At 59.8% G+C, this 22,974-nt stretch carries 26 protein-coding genes; 12 read left to right on the forward strand and 14 right to left on the reverse strand.

Going from position 1 to position 22,974, the window contains the following annotated elements:
* Positions 1–18: 18 nt before the first annotated feature.
* The 3 genes from rpsT (at position 19) to QDY28_RS07920 (ending at position 3,954) form a co-directional block, all read left to right on the forward strand.
* Positions 19–294 (forward strand): 30S ribosomal protein S20, encoded by a 276-nt coding sequence (gene rpsT / locus QDY28_RS07910; protein WP_028750996.1) that lies wholly within the window; start codon positions 19–21, stop codon positions 292–294.
* 880 nt (positions 295–1,174) lie between these two features.
* Positions 1,175–2,728 (forward strand): chromosomal replication initiator protein DnaA, encoded by a 1,554-nt coding sequence (gene dnaA / locus QDY28_RS07915; RefSeq protein WP_331381146.1) that lies wholly within the window; start codon positions 1,175–1,177, stop codon positions 2,726–2,728.
* 143 nt (positions 2,729–2,871) lie between these two features.
* Entirely contained in the window at positions 2,872–3,954 is a 1,083-nt protein-coding gene (locus QDY28_RS07920; protein ID WP_331381147.1) for a saccharopine dehydrogenase family protein, read from the forward strand.
* Here the strand turns inward: QDY28_RS07920 and gcvA are convergent.
* A complete protein-coding gene (gcvA, locus tag QDY28_RS07925) occupies positions 3,945–4,856 on the reverse strand; it encodes a transcriptional regulator GcvA (protein WP_331381148.1) in 912 nt (303 codons plus the stop codon). The two genes, QDY28_RS07920 and gcvA, sit on opposite strands and share 10 nt — an antisense overlap.
* 154 nt (positions 4,857–5,010) lie before the next feature.
* On the opposite strand from gcvA, the gene QDY28_RS07930 reads away from it, so the two are divergent.
* Positions 5,011–5,934 (forward strand): DMT family transporter, encoded by a 924-nt coding sequence (locus QDY28_RS07930; RefSeq protein ID WP_331381149.1) that lies wholly within the window; start codon positions 5,011–5,013, stop codon positions 5,932–5,934.
* A gap of 18 nt (positions 5,935–5,952) precedes the next feature.
* Here QDY28_RS07930 and hemW read toward each other — a convergent pair whose 3' ends face one another.
* The 4 genes from hemW to rph form a co-directional block, all read right to left on the reverse strand.
* The gene (hemW, locus tag QDY28_RS07935; RefSeq protein WP_331381278.1) at positions 5,953–7,128 is read right to left on the reverse strand and encodes a radical SAM family heme chaperone HemW; all 1,176 of its coding nucleotides are present in this window, start codon (positions 7,126–7,128) and stop codon (positions 5,953–5,955) included.
* A 36-nt stretch (positions 7,129–7,164) separates the two neighbouring features.
* On the reverse strand, positions 7,165–7,809 hold the full coding sequence (gene rdgB / locus QDY28_RS07940) for an RdgB/HAM1 family non-canonical purine NTP pyrophosphatase (protein ID WP_331381150.1): 645 nt from the start codon (positions 7,807–7,809) through the stop codon (positions 7,165–7,167).
* 11 nt (positions 7,810–7,820) lie between these two features.
* On the reverse strand, positions 7,821–8,237 hold the full coding sequence (locus tag QDY28_RS07945; RefSeq protein WP_331381151.1) for a VOC family protein: 417 nt from the start codon (positions 8,235–8,237) through the stop codon (positions 7,821–7,823).
* Between the two features lie 212 nt (positions 8,238–8,449).
* Positions 8,450–9,166 carry a ribonuclease PH gene (rph, locus tag QDY28_RS07950; protein WP_331381152.1) on the reverse strand — a complete coding sequence of 239 codons (717 nt, stop codon included), beginning with the start codon at positions 9,164–9,166 and terminating at the stop codon, positions 8,450–8,452.
* A gap of 172 nt (positions 9,167–9,338) precedes the next feature.
* Between rph and hrcA the strand changes: the two genes are divergently transcribed.
* Positions 9,339–10,427 carry a heat-inducible transcriptional repressor HrcA gene (gene hrcA / locus QDY28_RS07955; protein ID WP_331381279.1) on the forward strand — a complete coding sequence of 363 codons (1,089 nt, stop codon included), beginning with the start codon at positions 9,339–9,341 and terminating at the stop codon, positions 10,425–10,427.
* A 42-nt stretch (positions 10,428–10,469) separates the two neighbouring features.
* Here the strand turns inward: hrcA and QDY28_RS07960 are convergent, their stop codons facing one another.
* Positions 10,470–10,904, reverse strand: coding sequence for a GFA family protein (locus tag QDY28_RS07960; RefSeq protein WP_331381153.1), 435 nt, complete (start codon positions 10,902–10,904; stop codon positions 10,470–10,472).
* 220 nt (positions 10,905–11,124) lie between these two features.
* On the opposite strand from QDY28_RS07960, the gene grpE reads away from it, so the two are divergent.
* A complete protein-coding gene (gene grpE, locus QDY28_RS07965; protein ID WP_331381154.1) occupies positions 11,125–11,766 on the forward strand; it encodes a nucleotide exchange factor GrpE in 642 nt (213 codons plus the stop codon).
* Positions 11,767–11,953: 187 nt separating this feature from the next.
* Here the strand turns inward: grpE and ptsN are convergent, their stop codons facing one another.
* The 6 genes from ptsN to lptC all read right to left on the reverse strand — a co-directional run bounded on the left by ptsN (position 11,954) and on the right by lptC (position 17,251).
* Positions 11,954–12,418 (reverse strand): PTS IIA-like nitrogen regulatory protein PtsN, encoded by a 465-nt coding sequence (gene ptsN / locus QDY28_RS07970; RefSeq protein ID WP_028751006.1) that lies wholly within the window; start codon positions 12,416–12,418, stop codon positions 11,954–11,956.
* Between the two features lie 88 nt (positions 12,419–12,506).
* On the reverse strand, positions 12,507–13,082 hold the full coding sequence (gene hpf / locus QDY28_RS07975) for a ribosome hibernation-promoting factor, HPF/YfiA family (protein ID WP_028751007.1): 576 nt from the start codon (positions 13,080–13,082) through the stop codon (positions 12,507–12,509).
* Between the two features lie 249 nt (positions 13,083–13,331).
* On the reverse strand, positions 13,332–14,885 hold the full coding sequence (gene rpoN, locus QDY28_RS07980; protein ID WP_331381155.1) for an RNA polymerase factor sigma-54: 1,554 nt from the start codon (positions 14,883–14,885) through the stop codon (positions 13,332–13,334).
* Positions 14,886–15,079: 194 nt separating this feature from the next.
* On the reverse strand, positions 15,080–15,868 hold the full coding sequence (lptB, locus tag QDY28_RS07985) for an LPS export ABC transporter ATP-binding protein (RefSeq protein WP_028751009.1): 789 nt from the start codon (positions 15,866–15,868) through the stop codon (positions 15,080–15,082).
* A 37-nt stretch (positions 15,869–15,905) separates the two neighbouring features.
* Positions 15,906–16,568 (reverse strand): LptA/OstA family protein, encoded by a 663-nt coding sequence (locus QDY28_RS07990; RefSeq protein WP_331381156.1) that lies wholly within the window; start codon positions 16,566–16,568, stop codon positions 15,906–15,908.
* A complete protein-coding gene (lptC, locus tag QDY28_RS07995; RefSeq protein WP_331381157.1) occupies positions 16,565–17,251 on the reverse strand; it encodes an LPS export ABC transporter periplasmic protein LptC in 687 nt (228 codons plus the stop codon). Before lptC ends, QDY28_RS07990 begins: the two co-directional genes overlap by 4 nt.
* Before the next feature lie 323 nt (positions 17,252–17,574).
* Here lptC and sppA point away from each other — a divergent pair, with 323 nt between their 5' ends.
* The 3 genes from sppA (at position 17,575) to QDY28_RS08010 (ending at position 19,352) form a co-directional block, all read left to right on the forward strand.
* A complete protein-coding gene (gene sppA, locus QDY28_RS08000) occupies positions 17,575–18,531 on the forward strand; it encodes a signal peptide peptidase SppA (protein WP_331381158.1) in 957 nt (318 codons plus the stop codon).
* Between the two features lie 26 nt (positions 18,532–18,557).
* Positions 18,558–18,863, forward strand: coding sequence for an integration host factor subunit beta (locus QDY28_RS08005; RefSeq protein WP_004120746.1), 306 nt, complete (start codon positions 18,558–18,560; stop codon positions 18,861–18,863).
* Between the two features lie 156 nt (positions 18,864–19,019).
* Entirely contained in the window at positions 19,020–19,352 is a 333-nt protein-coding gene (locus QDY28_RS08010) for a LapA family protein (RefSeq protein ID WP_331381159.1), read from the forward strand.
* 4 nt (positions 19,353–19,356) lie between these two features.
* Here the strand turns inward: QDY28_RS08010 and QDY28_RS08015 are convergent, their stop codons facing one another.
* Complete coding sequence (locus tag QDY28_RS08015) at positions 19,357–19,806, reverse strand: GNAT family N-acetyltransferase (RefSeq protein WP_331381160.1); 450 nt, start codon at positions 19,804–19,806, stop codon at positions 19,357–19,359.
* A 33-nt stretch (positions 19,807–19,839) separates the two neighbouring features.
* Positions 19,840–20,292 carry an SRPBCC family protein gene (locus QDY28_RS08020; protein WP_331381161.1) on the reverse strand — a complete coding sequence of 151 codons (453 nt, stop codon included), beginning with the start codon at positions 20,290–20,292 and terminating at the stop codon, positions 19,840–19,842.
* A 115-nt stretch (positions 20,293–20,407) separates the two neighbouring features.
* Here QDY28_RS08020 and QDY28_RS08025 point away from each other — a divergent pair, with 115 nt between their 5' ends.
* From QDY28_RS08025 to lspA, 3 genes are read left to right on the forward strand one after another with little or no spacing between them, the layout of a single operon-like run.
* Entirely contained in the window at positions 20,408–21,562 is a 1,155-nt protein-coding gene (locus tag QDY28_RS08025; protein WP_331381280.1) for a class I SAM-dependent methyltransferase, read from the forward strand.
* Positions 21,559–22,419 carry a TrmH family RNA methyltransferase gene (locus QDY28_RS08030; protein ID WP_331381162.1) on the forward strand — a complete coding sequence of 287 codons (861 nt, stop codon included), beginning with the start codon at positions 21,559–21,561 and terminating at the stop codon, positions 22,417–22,419. Before QDY28_RS08025 ends, QDY28_RS08030 begins: the two co-directional genes overlap by 4 nt.
* On the forward strand, positions 22,416–22,934 hold the full coding sequence (gene lspA, locus QDY28_RS08035) for a signal peptidase II (RefSeq protein ID WP_331381163.1): 519 nt from the start codon (positions 22,416–22,418) through the stop codon (positions 22,932–22,934). The genes QDY28_RS08030 and lspA overlap by 4 nt, the downstream gene beginning before the upstream one ends.
* Positions 22,935–22,974 lie beyond the last annotated feature (40 nt).

Raw genomic sequence — 22,974 nt, forward strand, 5'->3', positions numbered from 1 at the left:
ATTCTAAGAGAGGCATACATGGCCAATACCAGCTCGGCGAAAAAAGCGACCCGCAAGATCGCCCGCCGCACCGAAGTCAACAAGGCTCGTCGCTCGCGCGTTCGCACTTTCGTCCGTCAGGTCGAAGAAGCCATCGCATCGGGTGATGCGGATCGTGCGAAGGAAGCCTTCCTCGTAGCGCAGCCGGAACTGGCTCGCGCTGCCACCAAGGGCGTCCTGCATGCCAACACCGCTTCCCGCAAGGTCTCGCGTCTTGCCAAGCGTGTGAAGGCACTTTCGGCTCCGACAGCGTAATTTTTCCTTAACGATTTAATCGTTAGACTTGAGCCCGGCCCTCGCGCCGGGCTTTTTGGATTCAGCCGAAATTGCTCCATATAGCTAAAATGTAGCCGGCTGATCATGTCACTGAGGTGACAGAAAAAGTCATTTAAAAACAATGGTTTATAGCAGGATGTCTTGATATTGGGTGATCTGCGTGACGTCCAGCTGGCTGCCGGGTGAGTCAAGGATTTTTTTATTTTTTTTGTTTTGAAAGCTGTGGGAATCGCGCTGAACGGGAATCTCCTTGATTCAAAAGCGATTCTTTTTTGACGTGGTTGTGACACTCAAAAACGGCTTCCAGAGTCAAGGACCGCCTCTTAATTTTGTGTAAAATTCATCGTTGATCTCCGCCTTCGATCCTGCCTAAATGGCTTTCAACAAGGGGCGCGGACATCATCTGAAACGGCTTCGGCGAACACTGCCATCACTGGCAGTGGGGGTGGTTTTTGTTCCTTGTGACGGAGCGGTTCAGTTCCGTTTTTTCAAACAGTTGACGAGTTAAGGCCACAAGCGGTAACGCCTGCGGAACGAGGAAGCTTGTCTGCTCTTTGCAGCCTAAGTCCCAAGCGTGGCTGCGGGGAGGGGAGAAAAATTGACAGCCGTTTGGGGCGGTCGGTCGGAGTACGAGGACCGAACGACTGCTCCAGATGCAAACGCCAAGACGAAGGCCGCTCGAAGAGCAGTTTTCGCCAGGGTGTTTCGCGCAAGGTCCGTTTGGCTGGACCCGGCTGATGAACCGGTATGCGGCGAAGCTCGACACAACGAGCGCGACCGCTATGCCATGGCGTAGACCTAAGGGCGGCGGTATCATCCAATTTCCGCCCTATAAAAAGAGACTGTGGAAGGCGGCATTATGCAAATGATTACCAGAACGACGGGTGCGTTGGAGAATGGGGACAATGCACAGCAGGCGTTCAGTGCGGTTTGCCTTGAAGCGGCGGGGGAAAAAGGAGATATGCAGCATAACGTATTGTTCGAGCGTGTCAGTGCACGCTTGAAGGCCCAGGTCGGTCCGGATGTTTATGCTAGCTGGTTTGCGCGGCTTAAGCTGCATTCGGTATCGAAGAGCGTCGTACGGCTGACTGTTCCGACGACATTTCTGAAATCCTGGATCAACAATCGTTATCTCGATCTGATCACCAACCTGTTCCAGGCAGAAGATGCTGAAATCCTGAAGGTTGAAATTCTCGTGCGCACGGCGACCCGCCATGGCGCGAAGCCTTGCGCGGACGAACATGTCGCGGTGCCTGACGCGGCTTCGGTGGCGCCGATCCGCCGCCCGGTTGCCCAGCCTGCCGGCCAGGTCGTTGCTCAGACGATCACTGCTGCAGCCGCTGCCCGGCCGGCGACCGTGGGCGCACCGCTGTTCGGTTCGCCGCTCGATTCCCGCTTCACCTTCGATACCTTTGTCGAGGGCAGCTCGAACCGCGTCGGCCTTGCCGCCGCCAAGACGATTGCTGAAGCCGGCTCCGGCGCCGTGCGGTTCAATCCGCTCTTCGTCCACGCGACGGTCGGCCTCGGCAAGACGCATCTTTTGCAGGCGATCGCCAATGCGGCCGTGCAGAACCCGCGCGGGCTGCGCGTCGTCTATCTGACGGCGGAATATTTCATGTGGCGCTTTGCCACCGCCATTCGCGACAATGACGCGTTGACGCTGAAGGACTCGTTGCGCAACATCGATCTTCTGATCATCGACGACATGCAGTTCCTGCAGGGCAAGATGATCCAGCACGAGTTCTGCCATCTGCTCAATATGCTGCTCGACAGCGCCAAGCAGGTCGTCGTTGCTGCCGACCGCGCGCCCTGGGAGCTTGAATCGCTCGATCCGCGCGTGCGTTCGCGTCTTCAAGGCGGTGTCGCGATCGAGGTCGAGGCGCCGGACTATGAAATGCGCCTCGAAATCCTCAAGCGCCGGCTGGATGCCGCCCGCATGGATGATCCTTCGCTGGAAATTCCGGCCGAACTCCTCTCGCATGTTGCCCGCAATGTGACGGCGAGCGGCCGTGAGCTGGAAGGCGCTTTCAATCAACTGATCTTCCGCCGTTCGTTCGAGCCGAACCTGACGGTCGAGCGTGTCGACGAACTGCTGGCCCATCTGGTCGGCTCCGGCGAACCGCGCCGTGTGCGCATCGAGGACATCCAGCGTATTGTCGCGCGTCACTACAATGTCTCGCGCCAGGAGTTGGTCTCGAATCGTCGCACGCGCGTCATCGTCAAGCCGCGCCAGATCGCCATGTATCTGTCGAAGACTCTGACGCCGCGCTCTTTCCCGGAGATCGGTCGCCGCTTTGGCGGTCGCGACCACACGACCGTGCTGCATGCGGTGCGCAAGATCGAGGAGCTGATTGCCGGTGACAGCAAGCTTTCGCATGAAATCGAGCTGTTGAAGCGTCTGATCAACGAATAAGACGCGGTACTTTCCGCACTTTATCCACGGCCGGCTTCATCGCCGGCCGTTTTCATTTATGCGGCTTTTATTCTATAGAAGTCTGAAATACTGAATCGGATGCTCGGTCGGAGGAGGCCGTCGCACCGAATGGGAGGATATCAATGGGTTTTGACAGGATTGCCGTTCTCGGCCTCGGAAAGGTCGGGCGGCTCGCCGCCACATTGTTGCATGAAAGCGGTTTTGCCGTCACGGGCATCGACGCCCGGTTGCCGGCAGAGGCCGTACCTTTCGCCTGCGAGCCAGGGAATGTCTCCGATCCCACATTGATCGGCAATCTCTTTTCCCGCGTCGATGCCGTGCTCTCCTGCCTGCCGTTCCACCTGAACGCCGATCTGGCGCGCCTGGCCCACGGCGCCGGCATTCATTACTTCGATCTGACCGAGGATGTGCCGACCACGAACGGCATCATCGAGCTTGCAAAGAGCGCACGCGGCCTGATGGCGCCGCAATGCGGCCTGGCACCCGGTTTCGTCGGCATTGTCGGCGCGAGCCTTGCCGATGTCTTCGATCGCTGCCGCTCGATACGCATGCGCGTCGGTGCCTTGCCGCAGAATCCGACCGGACTGTTGGGTTATGCCTTCAACTGGTCGCCGGAGGGTGTTGTCAACGAATACCTGAATGATTGCGAGGTCATCGAGGGCGGAGTGCGCAAGCTGGTCTCGCCGATGGAGTGGCATGAGACGCTCTATGTTGATGGAGTCAAGCTCGAAGCCTTCACCACCTCGGGCGGCCTCGGAACCATGTGCAGTACCATGCTCGGTCGGGTGGAGAATCTCGATTATAAAACCATGCGGTATCCCGGCCACATGGAGCTGATGAATTTCTTCTTCCATGAGTTGCTGATGCGCGACCGCCGCCAGCTTGCCGGCGAAATCTTGACCGAGGCGAAGCCGCCGGTGGATGACGATGTGGTCTATGTCCATGTCTCGGCCGAAGGCATGATCAACGGCAATCTGCGCCGGCGGGAATTCGTGCGCGCTTACTATCCGATCGAAATCGCCGGCGAAATCCGTACCGCCATTTCCTGGACCACCTCGGCCTCCGTCGTTGCCGTCATCGAGCTGGTGCGTGCCGGCCGTCTGCCCTCGACCGGCTTCCTGCATCAGGAGCATATCCCGCTCGATACCTTCCTCGAAACGCGGACCGGAAGCCTGTTCAAGGGCGGCATTACGCATCACGGATGATGCGGCTTCTCTGACGGCATATGGGAGACCTCGGAAAACAGCCAGGCGCGAAAGGCCGCGATGGCTGGCCGTTCCAGCGCGGCCGGCGGGTAGACCAGGTGATAGGCCAGCGTGCTCGCAAGCCCCATCGGGAAGGGCGCGGCAACGGTGCCGTCAGCCAATTCCTTTTCGACGAAAGAGCGCCGCATCAACGCGATGCCGAGCCCTGCCTTCATGGCATGGTAAGCGCCGGTGCCGTCGGTGAAGATCGGCCCTCGTGTTGCGTCGACCTTGGTTGCGCCGGCTGCCAGCAGCCAGAGCTGCCAGTCGCGCCGGTAGACATCATGGATCAGCGTCAGGCCGGCCAAGGCGTCGGCCGTGGGTGATGGACCGAGCGAAGCGGCGATCTCAGGCGTGCAGACCGGCACATATTCGTCATCGAGCAATCGCTCGCTCGCCAGCCCCTCATAGCCGCCGAGCCCATGGCGGATGGCGATGTCGATGCCGTCGCGCTGGAAATCCATCATCCGGTGCGAGGCGCTAATGCGGAGATCGATCTCCGGATGCGCCCGTTCGAAACGTATCAGCCGCGGCACCAGCCAGTGTGTGGCAAAGCCGGCGGTGCAGGTGACAGTCAGCACCGTGTCGCGCGCCCGCATCGTCAGCGCCGCCGTCGCCTCACGCACCAGGCGAAAGGCGGTGCGCAGCGTCGCGAAATAATCCGCACCGTCAGCCGTCAGCGCCAGGCCGCGCGCCCGGCGGTCGAAAAGCCGCACGCCCAGTGCGGTTTCGAGATCGCGTACCTGCAGGCTGACGGCGCCAGGGGTCACATGCAGCTCCCTGGCGGCGACTGTCATGCTCAGATGACGCGCCGAAGCTTCGAAGGCGCGCAGCGCCGAGAGGGAAGGCAGTTGATCCATCATGATTGAGTTCAGCTAAACGATCGAACGAAAAAGACTCGTTTGCAGGAGCCTCATGATTGCGGGATTATCCCATCAATCTCGAATGCTGACAAGAAACTGCATTTTCGCCCAGCATCGAGCCAAACTCATAGAATGGAAAATGGGAGATATCGCCATGGCGCAGAAATCGATGGGCGCGGCGGAGTGGGGCATGCTGTTGGGATTGTCGATCCTCTGGGGCGGCTCGTTCCTGTTCAACGGCATCCTGGTACACCAACTGCCGCCCTTCACCATCGTTGCGGCGCGCGTCGCCTTGGCGGCGATAGCCTTGCATATCATCGTCCGGATAACCGGTCAGGCGATGCCGCGCGACCGTCAGACCTGGGCGGCTTTCTTCGGCATGGGTGTCCTCAACAACGTCATTCCCTTCCTGCTGATCGTCTGGGGCCAGACCCATATCGCCAGTGGTCTAGCCTCCATCCTCAACGCAACGACACCGCTCTTCGCTGTCGTGGTGGCGCATTTTCTGACGACGGACGAGAAAATGACCGGCAATTGCCTGATCGGCGTTATCGTTGGTTTTGCCGGCGTGGCGCTGATGATCGGCCCGTCGGTGCTGAGCAGCCTCGGTTCGAACGTGCTGGCCCAGCTCGCCGTGTTGGGCGCCGCCTTCTCCTATTCGCTCGCCGGCATTTTCGGCCGCCGCTTCCGTCGCATGGGTCTTGCGCCCATCATCCCCGCCGCCGGACAGGTGACGGCCTCGACCATCCTGCTGTTGCCGGTTGCCCTTCTGATAGACCACCCTTGGACACTCAGCATGCCCGCGACGGAAACCTTAGTGGCACTGGCCGGCCTGGCGATCCTCTCGACCGCGATCGCCTATGTCCTGTTTTTCCGCATCCTGGCGACGGCGGGTGCCACCAATCTGATGTTGGTCACCTTCCTTATCCCCGTCAGCGCCATCCTGCTCGGCGCGCTGATCCTCGGCGAACAATTGCAGCCGAAGCACTTTATCGGCATGGCGATGATCGCGGTCGGCCTTGCGGCGATCGACGGGCGATTACTCGCTTTCAGGAGACGAAGCGTAGCGGCGGAATAGGACGGACCTTCCGCCTTTTCAGCACGCCAGATCGGCGACCACGGAATCGAGGATCAGCATGCCCGCCGGTGTGCAGCGCAGGCGGGAATTACCGAGCCGTTCGATGAAGCCGTGCTCCAAGAGAAGCTGCTCGCGCTTCGGATCAGGCTCCCGGCCGGAGAGCTGCTGCCATCGCACGAGATCGATCCCTTCTTTTAGCCGCAGGCCCATCAGCAACAACTCGTCGGCCTGCTCGTCGAAGCCGAGCATCTCCTGATCGACGATGCCGTGACCGTCGCGCTCGACCAGCTCCAGCCAGCTTTCCGGCTTCCGCTCGGTGGACGTCGCAAGCTTCTTCGGGCCTTGGGTCAGCCGGCCGTGGGCGCCGGGGCCGATGCCGGCATAGTCGCCGTAGCGCCAATAGGTAAGATTGTGGCGGCTCTCGGCGCCGGGACGCGCGTGATTGGAGACCTCATAGGCCGGCATGCCCTCGCGCTCGGTGATCTCCTGCGTCGCCTCATAGAGCAGCGCCGACTGGTCGCCATCCGGCACGATCAGCTTGCCAGCCTTATGCAGGCCGTAGAACGGCGTGCCTTCCTCGATGGTCAATTGATAGAGCGAAAGGTGATCCACGGCGTAGGAGATCGCCTCCTTCAGCTCGCGCCCCCATTCCTCGACGGTCTGGTTCGGTCGGGCATAGATGAGGTCGAAGGACATGCGCGGGAAGATCTCCCGCGCCAGTTTGATTGCTTTCAGCGCATCGGCGACGTCGTGGAGCCGGCCGAGGAATTTGAGATCGCGATCGTTCAGCGCCTGCACGCCCATGGAGACGCGGTTGACGCCTGCGGCGCGATAGCCGCGGAAACGCTCGGCCTCGACACTGGAGGGATTGGCTTCCATGGTGATCTCGATGCCGTCAGGCATGTGCCAGGTCCGGGCAATGCCGTCGAGGATCGTGCCGACCGTCTCCGGCTTCATCAGCGAAGGCGTGCCGCCGCCGAGGAAGACGCTGGTCACGGTCTTCGGGCCGCTGATCGCCCGCATCGACGCCATCTCCTTCAAGAAGGCGGCAGCGAAGCGCTCCTGGTCGACCGGTTGATGGCGGACGTGGCTGTTGAAATCGCAGTAGGGACACTTGGCCGCGCAAAAGGGCCAATGCACATAGATGCCGAAACCGGGTTCGCCGGTATCCGGTAACAATTGCGCCCCGCGCATCAGGTCCTGAGAATCTACGATTTCCACGGGGTTAGCTTATGCCTCCAGGCAGGTTTCGACAAAGACCTTGAAGGCACGGGCACGATGCGACAATGCATGCGAATCGCCATGCTTCCAGCCATGCTTCTGGTCGGCGCTCATCTCGCCGAAGGTGGTGTCGTATCCTTCGGGCTGGAAAATAGGATCGTAGCCGAAACCCTGGGTGCCGCGCGGCGGCCAGACCACGGTGCCCTCGACTTCGCCGCGGAAAAGTTCCGTGTGCCCGTCGGGCCAGGCGAGGCAAAGCACACTCACGAAGCGGGCGGTGCGGCTTTCCGGCGAGCTGGCACCGGCCTTCTCCAGAGCGGCCTCGACCTTCTGCATCGCCATCGCGAAGTCGCGGGTACCATCGGGCTTTTCCGCCCAGTTGGCAGTATAAACGCCGGGATCGCCGCCAAGCGCGTCGATGACCAGGCCGGAATCATCCGATAGCGCCGGCAGACCGGAGGCATGCGCGGAGGCCAGCGCCTTGATCGCGGCATTTTCCTCGAAGGTGGTGCCGGTCTCGTCCGGTTCGATGAAATTGAGATCGGCGGCAGACTTGGCGGTAAAACCGAGCGGGCCGATCAGGTCCCGAATCTCCTGGATCTTGCCGGCATTGTGGCTGGCGACGACGATGGTCTTGGTATCAAGTTTGCGCATATCCTGTCCTGTCATAGGCCCCAGATGCGGGGTTCGGCGCATTCCAGGCTGTTGCCGGCCGGATCGCGGAAATAGATCGAGCGGCCGCCGTTCGGCCAGTGAAAATCAGCTTCGATGTCGATCCCGGCAGCCTTCAGCTTCTGAGCCATCGCCTCGATATCGTTGCCGCTGACCCGGAAGCAGATATGGCCGTGTCCTTTCGTGCCATGCGGTGGCACGGGCAGGGCGCCCGGCTCGTGCGGCTTAACGGTTTCCTCGCTGTTGAAGATCAGCAGCACGCCCGGCCCGCAGCGATAAAAGACATGGCGGTTGCCCCCGCGCGAAATCTTCGGCAGTCCGAGAATGCCGCCATAGAAGGCCTCGGCTGCATCGAGATCGTCCGCATAAAGAGCGGTTTCGAGGACACTTTCGATTATCGCATTGCTCATCGAGTTAGCCCCTCACCCTAGCCCTCTCCGCGCTCGCGGGGAGAGGGGACGACCTCATATATGGACGCCTCCCGATTCCCATGAAGCTGAGGGATGACGGCAGGTGCGTCTTGCCCCTTCTCCCCGTCGAGACGGGGAGAAGGTGGCCGCCCTTCGATAAACTCAGGGGCCGGATGAGGGGCAAGCTGCACGCTCCGCATTTGCTGATATCCTCAGGCAATCGCCTGCTTCTGCAGCTCCACCAGTTCGGCAATGCCGTTTTTGGCGAGGTGCATCAGGGTTGTGAATTCTTCTTCGCTGAAGGGCGTGCCTTCGGCCGTGCCTTGGATCTCGACGATGCCGCCCGCGCCGGTCATGACAAAATTCGCGTCGGTCTCGGCGGATGAATCCTCGAGATAGTCGAGGTCGATCACCGGCTGGCCGGCAAAGATGCCGCAGGAAACGGCGGCGATATGATCCTTCAGGACACGGTCCGTCTTGATCATGTTGCGGCTTTCCATCCACTTCAGGCAGTCGTAGAGCGCGATCCAGGCGCCGGTGATCGAGGCCGTGCGGGTGCCGCCATCGGCCTGGATGACGTCGCAGTCGAGCGTAATCTGGCGTTCACCCAGCGCCTGTAAGTCGACGACAGCGCGCAGCGAGCGGCCGATGAGGCGCTGGATCTCCTGCGTGCGGCCGCCCTGCTTGCCTGAGGCGGCTTCGCGCTTCATGCGTTCGCCGGTGGCACGCGGCAGCATGCCGTATTCGGCCGTGATCCAGCCCTTGCCGCTGTTGCGCAGCCATGGCGGCGTCTTTTCTTCGAGGCTCGCCGTGCAAAGCACATGCGTGTCGCCGAATTTGACCAGGCACGAGCCTTCTGCGTGCTTGGAAAAATTGCGCTCAAATGACACTTTGCGCATCTGGTCGGTTTTTCTGCCTGAAGGCCGCATTCTACTCTCCTGAACGTTTATTGACCGCTTCTACGATCCACCGGCGGCTTTTGCAAAGGAAAAGCAGGTCGGAGGGCTTTGTTGCGGCAGCCTTGACATTTTTCCCTTTTGCCATTGCTAACTGAATGATTATATTTTGACTAAGGCTCAACAGAACGGATTTGACGGCGAAATGGGGTTCACGACATCGTCGGTTTCGGATGCCATTGCAGCGCTGGACGAACGCTCGAAGGAAATCTTCCGCCGTATCGTCGAAGGTTATCTGGAGAATGGTGAACCGCTGGGATCGCGCAATCTCTCGCGCTTGCTGCCCATGTCTCTGTCGCCGGCCTCCGTGCGCAACGTCATGAGCGATCTGGAAGAACTCGGTCTCATCTATTCGCCGCATATCAGCGCCGGCCGCCTGCCGACGCAGCTTGGATTGCGCTTCTTCGTCGACGCCTTCATGCAGGTCGGCGATCTCTCAGCGGAAGACCGCGCGACCATCGACCGCCAGGTGCGCGGCAGCAATCGCGACCAGCCGATGGAATCGGTCATGACCGAAGCTAGCCGCATGCTTTCGGGTATCTCGCGCGGCGCCGGACTGGTGATCACCTCGAAGAGCGATCCGGTGCTGAAACATGTCGAATTCATCCGCCTGGAGCCCACAAAGGCGCTCGCCGTGCTCGTCGGCGATCACGATCAGGTGGAAAACCGCATCATCGAATTGCCGGCCGGCGTTACCTCTTCGCAGCTTACGGAAGCGGCGAACTTTCTCAACGCCCACATGACCGGCCAGACGCTGCCGGAACTGCGCCGTCAGTTGCAGACGTTGAAAGAGAGTGTGCGTCAGGAACTCGATATTTTGTCGCGCGAGCTCGTGGAACGTGGGATCGCGGTCTGGTCCGGCGACGGGGATGACGGCAAGCCGACGCAACTCATCGTGCGCGGCCGTGCCAATCTGCTGGCCGAAGTCGGCGGTGCCGAAGATCTGGACCGGCTACGGCTGTTGTTCGACGATCTCGAAAAGAAGGACAGCCTGATCGAGATCCTGAACCTGGCCGAAAGCGGGCCGGGCGTGCGTATCTTCATCGGCTCGGAAAACAAGCTCTTTTCGCTCTCCGGCTCCTCGCTGATCGTCGCGCCCTATCGCGATGATGACGACCGCATTGTCGGCGCCGTGGGCGTCATCGGCCCGACGCGGCTGAATTACGCCCGCATCGTGCCGATGGTGGACTATACCGCCCAACTGATCTCAAGGCTGTCGCGGCCGGGGATTTGACGAAGGCCCTCCGCAGAGCGGGCAGCTCTATTGAAAGATCGTTTAGTCAGGCAGCAGGGTTCCCGATCCGCCCATCTCCGCCGGCATGTCCTTTTGTTTCGGCAGGCCGTCCCTCAGGTGCAGCACGGTGTTCTCGTAGTTGACATGAAGCATCGGCTGAAAATCGAGGGTTGGAATGATAGCGGCGTAGACATCGGTCACGCCCCACAAGGGATGCTCGGTCAACAGATGGCCGCCGCAAATCTTGCACCATTTGCGCAGGCTCTTTTCGCTTCTCTGATAACTGCCGATGTGATCGGCCCCCTTGGTGACGTGCACGGCTTCCGGCGGCCAAAGCGAAAAGGCGTTGACCGGCCCGGCCGACCACTCCCGGCAGGAGTCGCAATGGCAATAACCCATCGCCACCGGCTCGCCACTGACCGCGATTTCCACTGCGCCGCAGAAACATTTGCCCGAATGAGACTGGCTGCTGGACATGGATGCACCTCATGTCGTGTTGAAAACGGCCCGACTATACCTGGAAAGGCTCTTCGATAGTAGAAGCCTCAACGGAGGAGGCGTTTTCACCCAATTGGTATTCGGGCAAATATGGCCGGATTGCCGGGAAATGCCGGTTCTTGACGACAAAGCCTTGATTTTTTCCGGCCAAACCTCGATATCGGGCACATTCAAAAGACAAAGCAATTCGGAGACCGTCATGACTGACGAAACAACGAAGACCGGACCTGACGCCACGGCGACTGACAATCCCGCGGGCTTTGCGCAAGAGGCTGCCGAAACCGCTGATGCGGCCGAGCCTGCGCAGCCGGATCCGGTCGAGCTGCTTAAGGCTGAAAACAGCGATCTGCGCGACCGCTATCTGCGCCTTGCCGCCGAGATGGACAACTTGCGCCGTCGCACCGAGCGTGACGTTAAGGACGCCAAGTCCTATTCCGTCGCAAGCTTCGCCCGCGACATGCTGGCCGTAGCGGACAATCTGCGCCGCACGCTGGAAGCCATTCCGGCCGAAGCCCGCGCCGAAGCCGATGCCGGCCTGAAGACGCTGATCGAAGGCGTGGAAATGACGGAGCGCTCCATGCTGTCGGCCTTGGAGCGCCACGGTGTCCGCCAGATCGAGCCGGTCGGCCAGAAGTTCGATCCCAACTTCCATCAGGCGATGTTCGAGGTGCCGAACACCGAAGTACCGAACAATACGGTCGTGCAGGTGGTGCAGGCCGGCTTCGTCATTGGCGAGCGTGTTCTGCGTCCGGCGATGGTTGGCGTTGCCAAGGGCGGCCCGAAGGTGGCCGAGATTTCCGAACCGGGCGCCAACAGCCCGTTCGACGAAAAAGACGCCTGATCTTCAAGTCATGTATCAAAGAAAAGAGCCGGATGACAACGTCATCCGGCTCTTTTCATGAGCGTTTAACTCGCGTTGGGCCGCTAGAGTGGTCAAGCGTTTCAACGATTCGCTTTCCCGTTCTAACCCTTTGTTTTTTTGCACAATTCCGGACGAAAAACCGCTTCGCACTTTTCCTGGAATTGCTCTAGGCCGCGTTGGACGCCTGCTCCTCGTTGAGGAAGGCGTAGATCGCCGAGGCGGATTCGGTGGCACGCAGCTTGGCGACGAGATCCTGGTCGCGCAGCACGCGCGCAATGCGCGACAGCGCCTTCAGATGGTCGGCGCCGGCGCCCTCGGGGGCGAGCAGCAGGAAGACGAGGTCAACGGGCTGGTCGTCCAGCGCCTCAAAGTCGACCGGCGCTTCCAGGCGCGCGAAAATACCGATGATGGATTTGATGCTGGTGAGCTTGCCGTGCGGAATGGCAATGCCGTTGCCGACGCCGGTGGAGCCGAGACGCTCCCGCTGCAGCACGACGTCGAAAATCTCGCGCTCGGGCAGTCCGGTCAATTTGGAGGCTTTGGCTGCCAGCTCCTGAAGCAGTTGTTTTTTGGAATTTGCCCTCAAGGCGGGGATGATCGCATCTTGGTGCAGCAAATCTGCCAATGCCATTCTCTTTATCCTTCGTGTCGCCGAGATCCGATGACGGAGGAGCGGCGGCCGGCTGTTACAGCCCGGGGCCGTCGCTCATCTTCTTTTCTCAGCCTTTGATATTGGCTGCGTCGATCCAGCCAATGTTGCCGTCCTGGCGACGGTAAACGATATTCAGATGTTCCTTGCCGGGGCTGCGGAAAAGCAGCAGCGGCTCGTCGGTCATGTCGAGCGCCATCACGGCGGTCGCGACCGACATGGTCTTTAGCTGTTTCGTGCTTTCGGCGACGATCGCCGGCGCGAAATCGGCAGGGACCTCGTCTTCGTCGTCTGGAACACCGTCCATGACAGTATAGGCGACTTCAGCGAGGCCATTGGTGTGGTTGCCGGCTTGGTGATCCTTGAGTTTACGCTTGTAGCGGCGCAAGCGCTTTTCAATGCGCTCGGAGGCCGCGTCGAACGCCAATTGTGGATCCATCGCCTCTCCGGCGGCATGCAGGACAACGCCACTGTCGAGATGAAGTTTGCAATCGGCTGCGAAGCGGGAACTGGATTTCTGTACCGTCACTTGGCCTGAATACCCCCCGTCGAAGTATTTCGTCACGGCCATACCGATCTGGTCTTCAATCCGTTGGCGGAAGGAGTCGCCAATTTCCATATGTTTCCCGGAGACACGCACACTCATGGAGTTTCCCTTCTTGTAGCGGTTATTGGGCGCGCCAGTTTACGCCAAGCCTCAAGCTCATCCAAGCACTTCACGCAGTCAAAGACAAATTGCGTTTGTCAGGCGCCCTGGGGATGGTGGGGATAAGTTCATGGCAGTGATGTCCTGCACCGATTGCGGCGGGCTTCTAGCTCCGCCACATCGGAAAGTCAACTGAATCTTAAGGATCTGTTAGGACATTCGCAGTCTGCGGTTGAGGCTGGGCAATTGCTAAAAGCCGGCTACTTTTGCCAGCGCGCGCTTCTCCCGGCGCCTTTGCACCGAGGAAGGGATGTTCATCGCTTCACGGTATTTTGCAACCGTACGGCGAGCAAGATCTATGCCGCCCTTTTTTAGTGTATCGACGATGTCGTCGTCTGACAGCACCGCGTCGGGGCTCTCCTGCGAGATCAGCATACGGATCTTGTGACGCACGGCCTCGGCCGAATGGCTGTCACCACCCTCGACGGCACTGATCGAGACGGTGAAGAAGTATTTGAGCTCGAACAGGCCACGCGGCGTCAGCATGTATTTGTTCGAGGTCACGCGGCTGACGGTCGACTCATGCATCTTGATGGCGTCCGCCACGGTCTTCAGATTGAGCGGCCGCAAATGATCGACGCCGTGCACGAGGAAGGCATCCTGCTGTCGGACGATCTCGCTCGCGACCTTCATGATCGTCTTGGCGCGCTGATCGAGGCTGCGTGTCAGCCAATTGGCGTTTTGCAGGCATTCCGACAGGAAGGCGTGATCCTGGCTCGTCTTGGAAACAGAGGCGAAATAGGACTGGCTGACCAGCACGCGCGGCAGCGTATCCGGATTAAGCTCCACCAGCCAGCCTCCGTCCGAGGACGGGCGCACCACGATATCGGGCATGATCGCCTCGGATATGCCGGTCTCGAAGCCGCTGCCCGGTTTCGGGTTCAACTGGCGGATCTCCGCCATCATATCGAGCAGATCTTCCTCGTCGACACCGCAGAGCCGCTTCAACGTCGCGAAATCGCGCCGGGCGAGAAGTTCGAGATTCTGGATCAGCCGTTCCATGGCCGGATCGAAACGATCCTTCTGGCGAAGCTGAATTGCCAGACACTCGCTGAGAGAACGGGCAAAGACGCCCGGCGGGTCGAGCAATTGCAATGCCCCGAGCACACGCTCGATATCCGCAACGCTGGCGCCGAGGCGCTCCGCGGTTTCGCTCAAATCGGCCTGCAGATAGCCGGCATCGTCGAGCTGGTCGACGAGATGCTGGGCAATCAGCCGGTCGGCCATGCTGGGCAGAGAGAAGGGAATCTGTTCGTTCAGGTGGTCGCGCAGCGAAATCTGGCCGGCGACGAAATCGTCGAGATCGTAGCTGTCGCCGGCTTCGCCGCCTGGCATGGATTTCCACTGGCTGAGCAGCTCCGGCGCATCCGCGCGCTGCGGGCTGCCGTCGTCGGGGAAGACATTGCTGAAATTGGTGTCGAGCTCGTCGCTCAGCCGGTCGGCATGGCCGGTATTTTCGCTCTCGTACCAGTCGCTGGCGAGATCGCCGCTGTTGCGGTCATCGTCGCTGTGGCCTTCATCCGCCGCATCGAACCTTTCGTCCTTGGCCTCGCGCTCGCCATTGCTGCCTATATCCTCGTCATTTGACGCAAATTCGAGCAGCGGATTTTTCTCGACTTCCTGGGCGATGAATTGGGTGAGCTCAAAATGCGTCATCTGCAGCAACTGGATGGATTGCATCAGTTGCGGTGTCATCACCAGGCTTTGGCTTTGGCGCAGGAAAAGATTGGCCGATAATGCCATGGCGGACGCGAAACTCCCCTTCCTCTTTTTGGGAATCCGCGTTCTTCGTTATGAAAAATCCGCAAAATTCCAACTGGCCCAAAAATTGCTTTTTTATTGGGTTTGGTCAAGCGGAACTGTGGCGGGATGGTGAATTTCCGGAGCGCTACGCCCTGTGGTAAGGCAGGGAAGCGCCCCGGTTCAACCGCAGCTTTTTAAAGGCTGAAATTGTCACCCAGATAGAGCTTGCGCACTTCCGGATTGCTGACGATGTCGTTGGCCCGGCCATGCGTCAGCACTTCGCCGGCATGGATGATATAGGCGCGGTCGATCAGGCCAAGCGTCTCACGGACGTTATGGTCGGTGATCAGCACGCCGATGCCGCGCGCTGTCAGATGATGCACGAGATTCTGGATGTCGGCGACCGAGATAGGATCGACACCGGCAAAGGGTTCGTCAAGCAGCATGAAGGTCGGATCGGTCGCCAGCGCGCGGGCAATTTCCAGACGCCGCCGCTCGCCGCCGGAGAGGGCGATCGCCGGCACCGTGCGCAGATTGCGGATATGGAATTCTTCGAGCAGTTCGTCGATCTTCCGCTCGCGCTTCTTCTTGTCCTTTTCATGGACTTCGAGCACGGCGCGAATGTTCTCTTCCACCGTAAGGCCACGGAAGATCGAGGCTTCCTGCGGCAGATAGCCGACGCCGAGGCGAGCGCGACGATACATCGGCATCGAGGTGACATTGTTGCCGTCGATCTCGATCGTGCCCTCATCGACCGGCACCAGCCCGGTGATCATGTAGAAACATGTCGTCTTGCCGGCACCGTTCGGCCCGAGCAGGCCGACGGCCTCGCCGCGCCGCACGACCAGCGAGACGCCGTTGACGACACGCCGCGTGCGGTAGGTCTTGGTGAGGCCGCGCGCAATCAGGGTGCCCTGATAACGCGCTTTGTCCGCGGTCGGCGTGCCGGATGCCGCAGTGCTCGATCCGGACGCGCCGGGCAAGGTGGGTGTCGTCGATATCGTCACGAGAAGACCGGGATCAGTTCTTTTTCTGCTGTTGCTGCTGCACTTGCTGCGACTTCGGATCGAGCTGAATCTGGACACGGCCACCGCAGGCATCCAGTTGCGCTTCGCCCGTGGCCATGTGCACGGTGAGCTGACAGCCAGTGAATACGTTCGGCCCGTCGGTCAGCACGACCTTCTGGCCCTTGAGAATGGCCAGCTGGTTGGCCATGTCGAAGGAGCCGTCATCCGCCGTCGCCGTCTGCGTGCCCGAAACGAGATAGACTTTGTCGGTGACCAGAATGTGGTCGATGTCGGCATCGCCCGAGACCAGCGACTGATTTTGCTGCTTGGCGGCGGTTGCGACCGGATTTTCGGTTGCCGGCTTGGCATTGGCGTCGGCAGGCTGCTTCTTCTTGTAGAAGACCGTCATCTTGCCGGCCTGCATCGTCGTGGTGCCTTGGACGACCTTGACGTTGCCGGTAAACACCGCCTGGCTTTCCGCATCATGGATCTCGAGCTTGTCGCTTTCGATCTGGATCGGCTGATCCTTGGAAAGCTTCAAGCCGGGCATATTGCTCGTCGTCGCCTGGGCGCCGGCTTCGGTCGCCGCGAAAATCGCAAGCGCGCTGAAGGCGCACAGAAGCGTGGCCTTACGCAGGCCAGAGTTGAAAAGAGAAAATCGCGAATCGTTTGTCATGAACCGCCCGGCTGTTGTTCGCTAGCTGAATTATGGAGTGCGGCTGGTTCGATATGCATCTGAACCTGCCCGTCGAATTCGATTACGCTCCCCTTATCCGTCATCTTGAGCGACTGTGCAACAACCGACATGCCTCCTCTGTAGATTGCAACCTGATCCTGGCTGGAGAGATCGCCCTTCTTCACGTCGAGGAAGGCTGTTCTGAATTCGGCACGCAAGCCGTTATCCATCAGAATGGTAAAGGGGGCGGTGAGCTTCAGCGTGTCGGCCTGGCGGTCGAAATCGGCGCTCTGGGCCGTCACATGCGCGATCACCTGGTTATTGACCGGCATGGAGGCCTTGATGGTCTTGAGCGTGATCATATTGGGGTTCTTGATGTCCTGCAGCGCCTTTTCGGCGAGCATGGAATAATTGATGCCGTCCTTGTTGCGGCCGGCAATGGCAGGACGTTCCATCACGACCTTGCCGTCCTCGATCCGCGCACCTTCGATCTGAATGTTCTCCGGCAGATAGGCGCGCACGACCGAAACCGCGATGAAGATCAGCGAGACGATGAAGGCGGCCAAAGGAAGCAAGACCTTCAGTCTTTTCACGCGCGCAGAATGAAAGATCGCGTCCTTATACGCGTTTCTTTCCAGCTCGGAGCCGATCGCGCGACCGGAAGTCTCGATAGTATTGAGCATGCAACAGGTCCGTCTTCTCTGATCCGGAAAACCACGTTCGAGTGATGCACAGACTGTGCCAACAAGCCTGGCAGATCGTTTCGCATTATTGCATTGGCTTGCCAATATGGATTTTTTTCTGCAACAAGCAATTTTAGCAAAAAAATATAATGTCCGGCGGTTTCGTCCGATCGGTTATCGCCCTATCTGACGAAGCGCTGCATGGAAAGCCTGGAGCACAATCTCGAAAATTGATTTTTGCGAAGGATTATGCCCGTTTCGAGGTGTTGGTATATCCGGTTCGTCGTGTATCCAATTTGTGACAAGGGGAGAGATAAGGCGTCATGGACAGTTCTGCAATCGCAGATCGGCGGCAATTGCGCCGCAAGCTTGGATTTTGGCGCGTCATCGCCGTTCTTCTCCTGGTGGCGCTCGGCTTTGCGCTTTATAGCTTCAGTGCGGGCGAATTGCCCGCCATACGCGGCCCGCAGATCGCCCGCGTCAAAATTTCCGGGCTTATTCAGGATGATACCGAGCTTCTGGAGCGGCTGAAGAAGATTCAGGATAATGACCAGGTGAAGGCGGTGATCGTCTCGATTTCATCGACCGGCGGCACGACGTATGGCGGCGAGCGCATCTACAAGGCCATTCGTGCCATTGCCGCCAAGAAGCCCGTGGTCTCCGATATCCGTACCGTTGCCGCGTCTGCGGGTTATATGATCGCCATGGCAGGTGACGACATCGTCGCTGGCGACACATCGATCACCGGCTCGATCGGCGTCATCTTCCAGTACCCCCAGGCGAAAGACCTGCTCGACAAACTCGGCCTCTCGCTGGACGAGATCAAGTCGGCGCCGTTGAAGGCCGAGCCGTCGCCGTTCCATCCGGCGAGCGAAGAGGCCAAGAACATGATCCGCAATATGGTCATGGACAGCTACGGCTGGTTCGTCGATCTCGTCGCCGACCGCCGCAAATTGCCGCGCGATGAGGTCTTGAAGCTCGCGGACGGCAGCATCTTCACGGGCCGCCAGGCGCTGCAGAACAAGCTGGTCGACACACTCGGCGGGGAGGACGAAATCCGTGCCTATCTCGATACGCGCAAGGTCAAAAAGGATTTGCCGATCGTCGACTGGAAGGCGCAGGAGAAAACCTCATTCTTCTTTTGGCCGAGCGCCGCTTCCTGGTTGCTAAATCGTCTCGGTTATGATGATTTTGTGAAGGGAGAGGATCTCCAGAAAATTATGACAGAGAAGTTGTTTCTTGACGGCCTGCTTTCTGTTTGGCAGGGTGCAGGCAATTGATAAATCAATGATTTAAGGGGGCAACCGTGATTAAGTCGGAATTGGTGCAGATTGTGGCGGCACGTAACCCGCATCTCTACCACCGCGATGTCGAAAATATCGTCAACGCTGTCCTCGACGAGATCACCGATGCGCTTGCTGCGGGAAATCGCGTGGAACTACGCGGCTTCGGCGCATTTTCCGTCAAGAACCGTCCTTCGCGCTCCGGTCGCAACCCGCGTACGGGCGATACGGTGTTCGTCGAGGAAAAATGGGTTCCCTTTTTCAAGACGGGCAAAGAGCTGCGAGAGCGCCTGAATCCCGGCGCCGGCGACGAAGAAGACGACAATTAATTGTCGTTTTGACCGATGTTCTTTGCGAATGTCCCCGGTGGACATGATTGTGCCGCGACCGGGTGGCACTTGAACTCGGCCCGGTCTTTCTTATTCTGCGGCTATAGGCGATAGGAGTGCATGGCACGGATGCGCATGGACAAAGGAGCGTTCGCAATGGCCAAGAAGATCATCAACCTGCTGATATTGCTGCCGCTCGGCATTATCCTCATCATCTTCTGCGTCGCGAACCGCAAGTCGGTCACGCTGGCGCTCAATCCATTCAGGCCCGAGGATCAGGTGCTGTCGCTGAGCGCACCGCTGTTCGTGCTGCTGTTTGTCGCGCTGATCATCGGCATGTTGGTCGGCGCGGCGGTCACCTGGTTCAATCAGGGCAAACACCGCAAGCTTGCCCGCAGCCAATCGCGTGAGGCCGTGCGCTGGCAGGCGGAAGCCGACAAGCACCGCAACCGGGCCGAACAGATCGCCGGCCAGCTTCCATCAAAATAACTCTTTAGTTCGCGCCGAGCTGCATGTCCTTGTAGTCGCCCTCCGGCGATGAGCCATCGCCGATGATTGCAAAACCGAGACTGCGGTAAAAAGCGATGGCGCGCGTATTCTTCACCAGGCATTTCAAGCGATAGCGTCGCTTGGGCCATTCCGGCAGAGCCGCCAGCAGCGCCTTGCCGGCGCCACGGCCCTGGAATGCCGGGAGGATATAGAGCATATGGATGAAATCATCCGGTTCCCACAGCGTCATGAAGCCGGCGACGGTCCCGTTTCGATCCTCGCAGACGAAGACGCGCTCGCCGCGTGTGTGACCGGCAAAATCCTCACTTTGGAATTTGCCGGGATCCACCCAGAGAAATGTCATACGACGCACACGCAGATAGATATCGGAGAGAACGTCCGTATCTCCCTCCTGTGCCGGCCGGATGGTCCAAAGATCTGATTTTGACGTCATGGCAGTCTGCGGCGGGTCGGATGACGATCGCAGTCAAGCGCCGGCTTGGCCATTGAGGGCGGCGGTGAAATCGGCGAAGAACTGCTGCGCCAGTTTCTTGGCGCTGGAATCGACCAACCGCGAGCCGAGTTGGGCGATCTTGCCGCCGACCTGGGCCTTGGCCTCATAATACAGGATCGTCTCGCCGCCGTCCTCTGTGAGTGTGACATCGGCCCCACCCTTGGCAAAGCCGGCAATGCCGCCCTTGCCTTCACCGAAGATCGTATAACTCTCCGGCGCATTGATGTTGGAGAGTTTCACTTCGCCGTTGAAGGAGGCGGAGACCGGGCCGATCTTTAATTTCACCGTTGCCGTCAGTTCGGTCGGCGAAATCTTCTCCAGGCTTTGGCAGCCGGGAATGCATTGCTTGAGAATATCGGGGTCGTTCAATGCGGCCCACACGACGTCCCTCGGTGCGGCAATCCGTTCTTCACCAGTCATATCCATGCGCAACCCTCCCGATCAGGCATCTCATCCAGGGATAATCGCAGATCGGAAAGCGCTTTGCCAAGTGGCGGCCAGATGCTATTTGCACGCACATATCAATTTTGAGACAAGCATGGTGAAACAGAAGGAACGCCGGCCCGGTTCGAAAGCCGCGGGCGGCCCCGGCACAAAGCCCCAAAGGGATGCCAGGCGTGACGCGCCTTTCAAGACCGGCAAGCCACCGGCCAAGCCCGCACGTGATGCCGGCCTGAAATCTGCGCCGGTCGTGCGCGAACGCGGCGAGCGGGTGTCGGAGCCGCGAGGCGAGGCGTCTGTCGCGGTTACATCCGAGCGCCCGTTGATTGTCCGAAATGGCGAGCGTCCCGTGGAGCGCGTGCCCGTTATCCTCGAATCGCTGGGTGCAGGGGATTTTCACCTGATCGACAGCGGCAACGGTCTGAAGCTCGAGCAATACGGTTCCTATCGCATCGTCCGGCCGGAGGCGCAGGCACTGTGGCAGCCCTCGCTCGCTGCACATGTTTGGGACAATGCCGATGCGATCTTCACCGGCGACACAGACGAGGACGGCATGGGCCGCTGGCGGTTTCCGCGCGAAGCACTCGGTGAGACCTGGCCCTTGCAATTGCTCGGTGTCGATTTTCTCGGCCGCTTCACCGCTTTCCGCCATGTCGGCGTTTTCCCGGAGCAGATCGTGCACTGGGCCTGGATGAAAGAGCAGGTCGAAGCCGCAAAGCGGCCGCTGAAGGTGCTGAACCTCTTCGGCTATACCGGCGTCGCCTCCCTGGTCGCTGCGGCTGCCGGCGCGGAAGTCACCCATGTCGACGCCTCGAAGAAGGCGATCGGCTGGGCGCGGGAAAACCAGGCGCTTGGCCGCATGGAAAAACTGCCGATCCGCTGGATCTGCGAAGATGCCATGAAATTCATCCTGCGCGAGGAACGGCGCGGCAACAAATACGACATCATCCTGACAGACCCGCCGAAATTCGGGCGCGGTCCGAACGGCGAGGTCTGGCATCTCTTCGAACACCTGCCGTCGATGCTCGATATCTGCCGCGAGATCCTATCGCCCAAGGCGCTTGGCCTGGTGCTGACAGCCTACTCTATCCGCGCCAGCTTCTATTCGATCCATGAGCTGATGCGCGAAACCATGCGCGGCGCCGGCGGCGTCGTCGAATCCGGCGAACTGGTGATCCGCGAGGCAGGCCTCGACGGCAAGACGTTGGGCCGGGCGCTTTCCACATCCCTCTTCAGCCGCTGGGTGCCGAAATGAACCACGATTTCCGCAGTGACGGTCCTCGCAAGGTCGGACATGTCAAGGAGGTCACCTCACTTGCCAATCCGATCATCAAGGACATTAAGGCGCTGACCAACAAGAAGTCGCGCGAGGAGAGCGGTGCGTTCCTGGCGGAAGGCCTGAAGCTGGTGATCGACGCCCTGGAGCTTGGCTGGACCATTCGCACGCTGGTCTACGCCAAGGCCGCCAAAGGCAAGCCGCTGGTTGAGCAGGTGGCCGCCAAGACCGTCGCTGCCGGCGGTCTGGTGCTCGAAGTCAGCGAAAAGGTCATTGCCTCCATCACCCGCCGCGACAATCCGCAGATGGTGGTTGGCATATTCGACCAGCGCTGGCGCCCGCTCCGCGACGTTAAGCCGAAAACCGGCGACACCTGGGTGGCGCTCGACCGCGTGCGTGACCCCGGCAATCTCGGCACCATCATCCGCACCGCCGATGCCGCCGGTGCCGCAGGCGTCATCCTCGTCGGCGAGACGACCGACCCGTTTTCGTTGGAAACGGTCAGGGCCACCATGGGCTCGGTCTTTGCCGTTCCCGTCGTCAAGGCGACGCCGGAAGAGTTTTTGGCCTGGAAGAAGGCGGCCGATGTTTCCGTCGTGGCTACCCATCTAGCCGGTGCCGTCGATTACCGCACGATTGATTACAAGAAAAAGCCCATAGTTCTGCTGATGGGCAACGAACAGTCCGGCTTGCCGGATGCCTTGGCGAAGGAGGCCGATGCGCTTGCCCGCATTCCGCAGGCCGGCCGCGCCGACAGCCTCAACCTGGCGGTGGCGACGGCGGTTATGCTGTTCGAAGCGCGGCGCCATCTTCTGACCCTCAGCGAGACGCGATGACCGACAGCGAGATGAACGAACAGGCGCCCGTAAAACCTGCACTGTTTTCCCGGCCTTTGCCGATCCTGATTTTCATTGTGGCCGCTGTCGTCCTCGACCAGGCGGTCAAGATCATGGTGGACAACTGGCTGCCTCTGCAGGAGATGGTGCCGGTCATTCCGATGCTGGCGCTCTACCGCACCTATAATCTCGGGGTCGCCTTCTCAATGCTGTCCGGCATGGACGGCTGGTTCATCGTCGGCATGCGGCTCGTTATCGTCGCTTTCGTGCTCTGGCTCTGGCGGCGCACGCCCAATCATCGCTGGCTGGCCCATCTCGGCTTCGCTTTGATCATCGCCGGCGCGCTCGGCAATCTGATCGACCGGTTCCTCTACGGCCATGTGATCGACTACATTCTCTTCCATACGGAAACGTGGTCCTTCGCCGTTTTCAATCTTGCCGACAGTTTCATCACCGTTGGGGCGGGCTGCGTCATTCTGGACGAGCTGCTCCTGCCGAAAAAGGCGAAAGCGTAAAATTCTAACGAATCCCTGAAGGCAACGGGAAGAGTGCGCA

Origin of the sequence: Rhizobium sp. BR 362 (assembly GCF_036528765.1) — a bacterium.
Taxonomy (GTDB): Bacteria; Pseudomonadota; Alphaproteobacteria; order Rhizobiales; family Rhizobiaceae; genus Rhizobium.

Bases quoted from the DNA above. Each gene is read 5' to 3' on its own strand.
- rpsT (WP_028750996.1), top strand. From the start codon at position 19: ATGGCCAATACCAGCTCGGCGAAAAAAGCGACCCGCAAGATCGCCCGC.
- dnaA (WP_331381146.1), top strand. From the start codon at position 1,175: ATGCAAATGATTACCAGAACGACGGGTGCGTTGGAGAATGGGGACAAT.
- QDY28_RS07920 (WP_331381147.1), top strand. From the start codon at position 2,872: ATGGGTTTTGACAGGATTGCCGTTCTCGGCCTCGGAAAGGTCGGGCGG.
- gcvA (WP_331381148.1), bottom strand. From the start codon at position 4,856: ATGATGGATCAACTGCCTTCCCTCTCGGCGCTGCGCGCCTTCGAAGCT.
- QDY28_RS07930 (WP_331381149.1), top strand. From the start codon at position 5,011: ATGGCGCAGAAATCGATGGGCGCGGCGGAGTGGGGCATGCTGTTGGGA.
- hemW (WP_331381278.1), bottom strand. From the start codon at position 7,128: ATGCGCGGGGCGCAATTGTTACCGGATACCGGCGAACCCGGTTTCGGC.
- rdgB (WP_331381150.1), bottom strand. From the start codon at position 7,809: ATGCGCAAACTTGATACCAAGACCATCGTCGTCGCCAGCCACAATGCC.
- QDY28_RS07945 (WP_331381151.1), bottom strand. From the start codon at position 8,237: ATGAGCAATGCGATAATCGAAAGTGTCCTCGAAACCGCTCTTTATGCG.
- rph (WP_331381152.1), bottom strand. From the start codon at position 9,166: ATGCGGCCTTCAGGCAGAAAAACCGACCAGATGCGCAAAGTGTCATTT.
- hrcA (WP_331381279.1), top strand. From the start codon at position 9,339: ATGGGGTTCACGACATCGTCGGTTTCGGATGCCATTGCAGCGCTGGAC.
- QDY28_RS07960 (WP_331381153.1), bottom strand. From the start codon at position 10,904: ATGTCCAGCAGCCAGTCTCATTCGGGCAAATGTTTCTGCGGCGCAGTG.
- grpE (WP_331381154.1), top strand. From the start codon at position 11,125: ATGACTGACGAAACAACGAAGACCGGACCTGACGCCACGGCGACTGAC.
- ptsN (WP_028751006.1), bottom strand. From the start codon at position 12,418: ATGGCATTGGCAGATTTGCTGCACCAAGATGCGATCATCCCCGCCTTG.
- hpf (WP_028751007.1), bottom strand. From the start codon at position 13,082: ATGAGTGTGCGTGTCTCCGGGAAACATATGGAAATTGGCGACTCCTTC.
- rpoN (WP_331381155.1), bottom strand. From the start codon at position 14,885: ATGGCATTATCGGCCAATCTTTTCCTGCGCCAAAGCCAAAGCCTGGTG.
- QDY28_RS07990 (WP_331381156.1), bottom strand. From the start codon at position 16,568: ATGACAAACGATTCGCGATTTTCTCTTTTCAACTCTGGCCTGCGTAAG.
- lptC (WP_331381157.1), bottom strand. From the start codon at position 17,251: ATGCTCAATACTATCGAGACTTCCGGTCGCGCGATCGGCTCCGAGCTG.
- sppA (WP_331381158.1), top strand. From the start codon at position 17,575: ATGGACAGTTCTGCAATCGCAGATCGGCGGCAATTGCGCCGCAAGCTT.
- QDY28_RS08010 (WP_331381159.1), top strand. From the start codon at position 19,020: ATGGCCAAGAAGATCATCAACCTGCTGATATTGCTGCCGCTCGGCATT.
- QDY28_RS08015 (WP_331381160.1), bottom strand. From the start codon at position 19,806: ATGACGTCAAAATCAGATCTTTGGACCATCCGGCCGGCACAGGAGGGA.
- QDY28_RS08020 (WP_331381161.1), bottom strand. From the start codon at position 20,292: ATGGATATGACTGGTGAAGAACGGATTGCCGCACCGAGGGACGTCGTG.
- QDY28_RS08030 (WP_331381162.1), top strand. From the start codon at position 21,559: ATGAACCACGATTTCCGCAGTGACGGTCCTCGCAAGGTCGGACATGTC.
- lspA (WP_331381163.1), top strand. From the start codon at position 22,416: ATGACCGACAGCGAGATGAACGAACAGGCGCCCGTAAAACCTGCACTG.